Genomic DNA, 6,511 nt, shown 5'->3' with positions numbered 1-6,511 from the left:
CGTTTGAACCTGAACCGTTTGATCCTGAGCCATTGGAGTCGGAACTATTTGCATCTGAACCGTTTGATCCTGAGCCATTCGAACCTGAACCGTTGGAGTCTGAACCATTTGATTCTGAGCCGTTCGAACCAGAACCGTTTGCATCTGAGCCGTTGGAGTCTGAACTATTTGAGCCTGAACCATTTGATTCTGAGCCGTTCGAACCGGAACCGTTGGAGTCAGAGCCATTTGATTCTGAGCCGTTCGAACCAGAACCATTGGAGTCTGAGCCATTGGAGTCGGAACTATTTGCATCTGAGCCATTCGAACCGGAACCATTTGATTCTGAGCCGTTGGAATCTGAACCATTTGCATCTGATCCATTTGCATCTGAACCGTTGGAGTCTGAGCCGTTCGAACCTGAACCATTACCCTTAACACCAGGTACATATTGTGTATCAATTACATGGATTGCAGTATCTCTTAAGCTCTTAACTTCTTGAATTGTTTCTGCACGATCAATTGCATTTTGAGCCTTTTCAGTTTCATGTTCGACTGCAGCAGTTTGGTTTGCTTTTTCTTCTTCAGTCAAGTACAGATCATTAGCTATTGCCTTCTTAACAGTATTTGCTTCTTGGTCAAGATCTGCTTTAGCCGCCGCCTTTTGCTCTTCTAGATTAGTTCCTGCTACGTGCTGTGCATGAATTGCATTGATTCCTGTTTCGTATTCATCCTTAACGCCTTGAGCATCAGCTGCCGCTTCAATTTTATTAATTGCTTTTTGCGCTTGAGTGTCAACTGCTCTAGCCTGTTGTGCCTTAACTGTATCATTAAGAGTTGAATCATTATTGATTAACTCTTTAACAATAGCAGCTTCATCATTAATTAGTTGTTGAGCATATTTCTTTTGCTCAGCCAGTGACATTGAATTCGTAACGTATTTAGAATCAATTATCTTGATGCCACTATCAACCGCTTTTTGAATACTCTCAGAAGAACTTACTGAGTCAATTCTGTTCTTAGCTGTTGTTGCAGCTGCATCAACAGCTGCAGTTTGTTCAGCTTTTGCTTTGTTATCCAATGAAACATCGTGAGCAATTTGGCCTTTAACTAATTCAGCTTCATCATCAATTCTATTCTTAGCATCTGCTCTTTGACCTGATAAATCAGTACCTGGTTTATATGCAGCTTCAATCTTGTTCTTACCGTCTTCAGTTGCCTTGTTAACTTCATCAGCGTCTTTAGCCTTGTCGATAGCATCTTTAGCATCCGAAGCAGCCTTATCAGCATCTTGCTTTTGCTTATTCTTTTCGTCAGGAGTCAGATTCTTGTCAGCATCAATCTTATCTTTAATTGTAGCAGCTATCTGATCAATATTTTGCTTTGCATTATCCTTTTGGTCATTTAGAGCCTTGCCTGGCTTATGTTCAGCATCTAGTTTTGGCTTACCTTCAGTGACCAACTTGTTAATACTGTCGTTATCTGTTGCTTTATCGATTTCAGCGTTAATTTCAGCGGCTACACGATCAACATTTTGCTTTTGCTGTGTCTTTTCGTTGGCAGTTAAAGTTACATCTTTATCAATTGCATCCTTAACAATCGTAGCGTGATCATTGATTTCCTTCTTACCGTCTTCTTTAAGATCATTTAAGCTTGTCTTATTTGGTTTATGTTCAGCGTCTAGTTTTGGTTTACCTTCAGTAACCAACTTGTTAATACTGTCAGCATCTGTTGCTTTATCGATTTCTGCGTTAATTTCAGCGGCTACACGGTCAACATTTTGCTTTTGCTGTGTCTTTTCAGCATCAGATAAACTAGCGTCCTTGTCAATCGCATCTTTAACAACTGCAGCATGGTCGTTGATTTCCTTCTTACCATCTGCTTTCACTCCATCTAAACCATTCTTATGTGGCTTGTGTTCAGCGTCTAGTTTTGGTTTACCTTCAGTAACCAACTTGTTAATGCTGTCGGCATCTGTAGCCTTATCAATTTCTGCGTTGATTTCAGCGGCTACACGATCAACATTTTGCTTTTGCTGTGTCTTTTCGTCGGCAGTTAGAGTTACATCTTTATCAATTGCATCCTTAACGATTGCAGCATGATCGTTAATTTCTTTCTTACCGGCATCTTTCAAGCCATCTAAGCCACTCTTGTTTGGTTTGTGTTCAGCGTCTAGTTTTGGTTTACCTTCAGTAACCAACTTGTTAATGCTATCGGCATCTGTTGCCTTATCAATTTCTGCGTTGATTTCAGCTGCTACTCGGTCAACATTTTGCTTTTGTTGTGCCTTTTCATCAGCAGATAAGCTGGTATCCTTATCGATCGCATCCTTAACGATTGCAGCATGGTCATTGATTTCTTTCTTACCAGCATCTTTCAAGCCGTCTAAACCATTCTTATGTGATTTGTGCTCAGCATCCAGTTTTGCTTTACCGTCAGTAACTAGTTGGTTAATGTTGTCAGCATTTGAGGACTTATCTTCGTCATTAATATCGGTAATAATATTTGTTGTGACTTGGTCAACATTTTGCTTTTGCTCTGCCTTTTCGTCAGCGGCTAAAGTAGTGTCTTGATCAATCGCATCCTTAACACCGGAGGCATGTTGCTTAATTGCTTCTATTGCAGCTGCTCTTTGCTTTTCAAGACTGTCACCGCTCTGGTGAACTTTATCAATTTGGTCACAGCCAGTGTCCCTAGCATCATTAACACCTTTTTGCGTAGTTGCAGCGTTAATTTGAGTAAGTGCATCAACTAAAATTGTATCTACTTGATCTTTTTGCTTATTTTTCTCTACAGTTGTTAAAGTCTTATCTAAATCAATTGTAGTCTTAGCAATTTCTGCTGCACTCTTAACAGTATCTCTAGCTGGTTGCTTTAGATTTTCAGCGTTACCGTATTTGTAAACCAAAGTATACTTTTGCTCTGCTGGCAAGTCCTTTTGACTTGGCATCTCAAAAGTCGTTCCAATAGCAACTGGGGTACCGTTTAAAATAGCACCAGTTGCTATCAAACCCGGTACTTGAGGTCCTTCTGGAATAGTGATAATGTCTCCAGTTCTACCCTTAATTACAATTGGATCGGTAGGTGCCAAAGCGTTTCCTGTACTGTCAAGGTATGTAGGAACAATCTCTTGTTCGTCACCCTCAACGTACAGTACTACTGTTGGATTAGTTTCTGAAACTACCGTTGTTGCAGGTTGGTTAGCTGCATCAGTCTTATAGTGATAGCCTGCTGGCACATTAGTTTCTGTATAGTACTTGTTTGTCCAATCAATCGTATTACCATAGTTTGCGGTAACTAAGCCATTATCTGCTTCTGTTCCAACTACATTCTTTGGTACTAAAGCCTTATCTGGGTGGTTAACATCTACATACTTATAGGTTACATTTTGTTTAGCACCGTAAACATAAACCTTGTAAGTGTATGAAGTATCATCCATTGGAACGTAAGCTAAGTTAGCCTGACCATCAGCGTCACCTTTATCGCCTAGTCCTGCACCACCACTTTGCTTGTCAGTCTTAGCACCAGCATAAATTTGCTTGTCTAAGGCCCACATGTAGCCAGCTGGAATATGGTTAACAATATCTTGACTAACTAATGGAATTTGTTCACCAATATAAGTATCTTCATATGGCGTACCCTTAGTGCCAAATGGTAGTTCATAGTCTTGGCCAACTTGCTTACCTGATTGGTCAATATATTGAATCTTAACCTTACCAGGTGTAATTGCATCTGTTTGCAATTCACGTGTTGTCTTAGTCACAATATTAGGGTCAACTGTTGTACCAGGCGATGTTGATACTGTTGTTACACCATTCAAGACAGTCATGTTCTTAAACTTACCAGTGTATTGACCGGCAGGCATACTAGTAGATGAGTTTAAACCGTCCCAAGTCCTGATACTTGAGTTATTAATCTTAAAAGTACCACCCTTTGCTGTAGTAGACGAAATAATTCCTTTTTTAGTGGCAGTTGCTGACGTATCTGTACCAACAGACAAATGTAATTGCTTTGGTGAAATGAAAGTTAAACTTGATGTACCATCAAGTACAATAACTCCTCCATCTCTAGCACTAACTTGATTAATGTCCATCACAGTCCCGGCGTTAAAGACCATTGACTGATTTCTGCTTAACTTAATTGCTCCAGCACCCGTAGTTTCTGGTGAATCTAATTTGAAGTTTTGACCAAATACAAAAGTGGCATCCTTGTAAGCCGTAGCAGTAGGTGCTTGAATAAAGGCTGGAAAACCCTTCTGACTCCAAGTAACATCATCACCTACTCGCACACTTTTAAGTAGTTGCGACAATGCTGGAAGCTTCGAAGCTACCCCCTTAAGAGTAACTGCCGTATTAGAAGAACGGTCTCCCATTACAAATTGGTTACCCTCACCAATAGTCCCAGCTGCAGCTAATCTACTAAATGCAAATTCAGCACTTTGAGCATCTTTTCCGTCACTGGAAGTACCAGATCCATTTGGATCGTCAGGATCATCAGAACCATCTCCTGGTACTGCTCCCTCTGTTCTTTCCATAATAATCGAACTGTCGTTAGCAATAAAAATACTTCCTGCACCACGAACAATTTCATTGGCGATAATAAAGACATTGTTTCCAGAGAATGTAACTTTAGAGCCAGTGGCCATGATTCCACGAATTGCATAGTAGTTTGGCCTATCATCTGTTGTCAATTTAATATTATCTATATTAACACCTAAGTGGTTACCACCAGTCGCACCTCCAACATATACAAGTGCACTAGTTTGGCTCTGCAAGCTTCCACCAAACCCTTGTTTGTAGTTTGTATTAGTAAGTGTTAGGTAAGTATCTGAGGATCTTGCGGTAGTAGCATATTCAAATTTTTGACTTCCCATGTCAACAGTGTGACCATTACCATTGATTACTATGCTGGCACCAGCTGCACGGGCTTTAAAAATAGCATTAGGGTCAGCAGCTAAATCAGCAGTAATATTAACATAAGTAATTGCCGGATTATTCCAAGCTGCAGCTAACTGCGCAAGAGTTGCAACATCTGCTGGCATAGATTTATCTGGATCAGTTACTTGCTTTGGCACCGCAACATCAACTGAAGTTTCAGTCTTACCGCTTGCTTGACCTAAAAGATCATTAAAAGCGGGACGGGTTTCATCTTTATCGCCAGCAACAGATGCTTCATTAGTAGTAGTTACTGGTTCATCTTCTCTGGTGGTCACACCAGCCAGTTTAGCTGATTCAATTTCACTTGTTGTCGAATTAGTAGCAACTAAGGAAGTGTTTTCTTCAGCATTAGTGGAAATAGATGACTTCTTTGAATCTTTAGTAGCTGGAGCTACTTTGGCTTGATTACTTTCTTCAGAGTTCGTTACAGTCTTAAAGAATGAGCTAAGACCTTTATAAGTTGATACTGTTACCTTTTTTGAGATTGGCTTTTGTGATTTATCAATTAACGGAATTTTCTCCGTTGTCTTGCGAATTGGTTCAGTTACAGATTCATACTTAGTATTTCCTGATTGATAACACGCAGAAATATTTGTAATTGCAGTATCTTGTATATCTTTAACACTTACAAGATCAGTTGCTTCATCAACCTTGGCTTTTGCATCATTTACAATATTATCAACTGTTGCAATTTGAGCAGCTTTGTCATCTGCTGAAAGCTTTTGGTCATTATTGATATCAGCTTTAACACTATTAGCCTTATTGTCTAGAACAGTAGCGGCATTCTGTTGTGCAGCCGATAATGACTGTTCATCAACTTCATTCTGCACCTCTTTATCAGCAGCTTTAGCACTACTTTGAGCCTCAACTTCAGCAGCCTTAACAGGAGTAGTTGCTACACTGTTCATGTAGACTCCACCCAATACAAATGACAAAAGTGAGTAGCTGACTAACCAGCCCTTCTTACCCTTGTGCATTTTATAATTGGTATTCTTAACTTCTTCAGTCGGATTGAATTTATTAATACTTTTCATTGACTCCCTCTCAACCATTATTTTTCATTAAATTACTTTTTACTTTATTATATATACAAGATAAATCGTACCATTTTGATCATTAAATATAAAGGTATTTTTGTATTATTTTTATATGCAATTATAGAATTTAAAATAACACTATTGTATGAAATTGTGCGATTTTAAAATAACTAATCTAACATTAACTAAGTATATAACTTGCTTCAATTCCTAAAGCTATCATCAGTATAAATCAATGACAATCTGATAACTATTTGAATTACTGCAAAAATTACACTTTTCAGCTGTTCGGATTTTTAAGTCACATCCACCAGAAGCATTACTTTAATCGTTAGTTATAAATGTACATAAATATTTACTTTTAAATAACGTTATTTTTACTTCTGGCCACTTGTTATTTTATATTCTTATATATGTTCTATTAAATCTTCAATAATACAATTTTTCAAAGCTATAATTAACGTACAAAAAAGCACCTATCATTAATTAGATAGGTGCTTCTTTACTTTGTCTGTCTAGCTATTATCTTTTAAATAACTAGTTTTTTACTCAAATGCA

Annotated in this window: 1 protein-coding gene; it reads right to left on the bottom strand. The window is 38.5% G+C overall.

Annotated features, from left to right (window positions below):
- A partial coding sequence (locus tag H3R25_RS08780) for a DUF1542 domain-containing protein (protein WP_198195157.1) occupies nt 1-5,950 on the bottom strand: 5,950 nt, incomplete at its 3' end.
- Nucleotides 5,951-6,511: the final 561 nt, after the last annotated feature.

Origin of the sequence: Lactobacillus sp. M0390 (genome assembly GCF_016102085.1) — a bacterium.
Taxonomy (GTDB): domain Bacteria; phylum Bacillota; class Bacilli; order Lactobacillales; family Lactobacillaceae; genus Lactobacillus; species Lactobacillus apis.
The sequence above is the reverse complement of the archived record's forward strand: the minus strand, read 5'-3'. Positions and strand labels throughout refer to the sequence as shown.